This is a genomic window from Paenibacillus koleovorans NBRC 103111 (assembly GCF_004000845.1).
Lineage (GTDB): Bacteria > Bacillota > Bacilli > Paenibacillales > NBRC-103111 > Paenibacillus_AA > Paenibacillus_AA koleovorans.
Genome location: NZ_BIMA01000227.1, coordinates 1 through 2629, shown reverse-complemented (window position 1 = coordinate 2629; position 2629 = coordinate 1). Strand labels below are relative to the sequence as shown.

The 2629-nt window shown below is 49.7% G+C and carries 4 protein-coding genes; all 4 read left to right on the top strand.

Annotated features, from left to right (window positions below; all coding sequences use genetic code 11):
* Positions 1-221: 221 nt before the first annotated feature.
* Positions 222-419 carry a helix-turn-helix transcriptional regulator gene (locus PKO02S_RS31835; protein ID WP_127589290.1) on the top strand — a complete coding sequence of 66 codons (198 nt, stop codon included), beginning with the start codon at positions 222-224 and terminating at the stop codon, positions 417-419.
* A 1-nt stretch (position 420) separates the two neighbouring features.
* Positions 421-858 carry a hypothetical protein gene (locus PKO02S_RS31830; protein ID WP_127589288.1) on the top strand — a complete coding sequence of 146 codons (438 nt, stop codon included), beginning with the start codon at positions 421-423 and terminating at the stop codon, positions 856-858.
* A gap of 29 nt (positions 859-887) precedes the next feature.
* Positions 888-1133, top strand: a complete 246-nt coding sequence (locus PKO02S_RS31825) for a serine hydrolase (RefSeq protein WP_373865263.1) — start codon at positions 888-890, stop codon at positions 1131-1133.
* 819 nt (positions 1134-1952) lie between these two features.
* The gene (locus PKO02S_RS31815; RefSeq protein ID WP_127589281.1) at positions 1953-2342 is read left to right on the top strand and encodes an MmcQ/YjbR family DNA-binding protein; all 390 of its coding nucleotides are present in this window, start codon (positions 1953-1955) and stop codon (positions 2340-2342) included.
* The last annotated feature ends 287 nt before the right edge of the window (positions 2343-2629 follow it).

Below are 2629 nucleotides of genomic sequence, written 5' to 3'. Positions count from 1 at the left end.
TGTAGTACAGAAGTTTTCGCACACTCGACGATATCGGCCTGAATGGGGTTCTGCTTGCGAAGGCGTGATCGAAAATGCGGGTCCTGAACGTTAGAAGCGTAACGATGGCGCAAATGCTGAAGGAATTGAATGTGAATGGAAAGCTGACTTTACATTCTAGATTGGCTATGTTAGGATTAATGTAAAGTTAGCTTTCCGTGAAAGGGGTGAGGAGAGATGTTATGAAAAACAGAATTGAAGATTTACGAAAGAGCAGAGGGATGAATCAGGAAGATCTGGCTGCCATTCTGGAGGTGTCCAGACAAACGATTAGCTCCCTTGAGCATGGTCGGTATAACCCTTCCATTAAGTTGGCATTTAAGATTGCGCGTTTTTTTGGTATGAGGATTGAAGAGATCTTTTTATACGAGGAGGAGTAAGATGGGGCATTCAAAGGCGAGGTATGGAATTTATTTATTGTTTGGTCTGGCAAGTGTAGTCGCAGGAATTATGGTTTGGTCATACACGATTGATGTCACCAGCAATATGGTTCAAGCCATCCCCTATATGATCATATCGATCGGGTCGGGAGTATTTGGACAAGGCATCCGACTTGCCCTTAAGCGCTATGCAACGAAAACCGCCCCGCATTCGGCCAAACAAAGAGAAATTGACGAAAAGGACGAGAGGAATATAGCAGTAAGAAATCATGCAAAAGCAAAAGCGTTCGATCTTATGCTAGTCGCAATTGGAGCGTTACTCATTGCTTATACCTTCACAGGGGTAAGTAAGATGGTGATTTTATCGCTCGGGGGGACATATCTCATTGTACTTGTTTCAACCATCTATTTTGCAATTAAAGTTAACCGTTCCATGTAAATGAGAGGAGGGAATACAGGTTGAAACGGATGAAATTAATTATCGCTGCTGTGCTTACGGTTTGTCTGCTGACACCTGCGATCTCTGCGATTTCGATATCCAAGACATTAAACGCAGTCGCCGCTATGCAGTTGGTCGAACGAGGCAAGCTTAGACTTCAAGACGACATCCGCATGCATCTTGATGGGTTGAACGCTGAAAAAAACAAGGAGCTAGGCGATTCTTTCTCGCGTAGCTCCTTGTTTTTTTGCATCCACTGCGGCCTTCTTAATTAAATGATGAGCGAGGGAAAGCCACCCGACCTCAAGACTTACTTTAGTAAGCCTCGAAGCAGGAATCGTTTTAAACCGCGGTTGTTCTTCATACTGGGGAAGGCAAATTGAAATAACAGATGCTTATGACAACCTTCTAATTGCAGAATTTGATCAAAAAGCGAGGATATACGACACAATACATTTACGATAAATTAGGGCGATTAATAACATTGAAAGATGCATTTAACCAGTTAACGAATTATTCAAACAACTTGCTAGGAAATATTGTGAGCATATCGAAGCAAAGCTCTCCAACGAGTACTCCGTATCTAAGACTACTGAATATACTTATGCCAAACTTCATCGACTGGAAGAAATAATACGCCCGGAAGGTACAATTACTTATTCGTATGACTTAAGAGGAAATCGCTCCGTGAAACAGTCTTCATCCACACCGATTCTTACCGTTGTTTTAGGTGCGGGTTATAGTTACGATCTATTAAATCGTCTTACGAGTACTACGTCAGGACATATCACTACCTCTTACCAGCCCATCCCTGGCACAAGTGCCTGGAGATCAAAATGATTAAGCAAGGCAGCGGGTACTACTTACAAGATTGGGACCGCTGTATGCCTGCCAGAATCGTTCGCTGTTGGTATTCGTGCCTTGCACAGTGCCCATCCTCCCTTGCGCGTGCGTTGTGTTCAGGGCATATCCTTATGCTTACCCCATTTCCTACCAGTATAGGCGTAGAAACCAATACAATGAGATTGATGCCCGAAGACGATTCGGGCAACATTTGCTATAATCGAAGCAACTTGCAGGAAAGGACAGTCCTTATGACGCATGACGACATTATCGCCTACGGCTTGCAGAAGCGCGGCGTCTCCTTGCGCCACCCGTTCGATCCGCTGCTGCCGGTCCTTTTCGTCGGGAGCAAAATATTCGCGCTACTCGGCTCGCACACCGGCAGCCCGAGCGTCAACCTGAAAGCCGACCCCGAGGACGCCTGGCTGCAGCGGCAGACGTACCCCGGCGCGGTGACGCCCGGCTACCATATGAACAAGCGGCACTGGAACACCGTGCACTTGAACGGCGCCGTGCCCGACGACGAACTGCGGACGATGATCGACGAATCGTATTTGCTTGCCGCGCGTTCCCTGCGCAAGGACGATCGGGAAGCCCTCGGGCTTCCGCCCCGGCACGGCCGGACGGAGCCGGCCCGTTGACTGTCGATCGGAGCAATGGACGGAAGCTTGCGGCTCCCGTGCAGTCGGACGGTGCCGGCTCGCCCGGCGCCTGACGCGGCGCCAGCGGAGTCGGTCCGGTTGAAAGGCGCTTCCCCAATCGCTCCGCCTGCGGCATCGCGTCTGCAGCTTCCGCCAGCCGCAAGCGAAAGCGGCGCGTGCCGCGCGGCACGCCATGCGCCGCCGCCGCGGGCCGACCAACGGCAACAGGCACCCGACGAATCGGGTGCCTGTGCCGTGAGCAAGTTAGGCACAACTAGCCGGTGAAA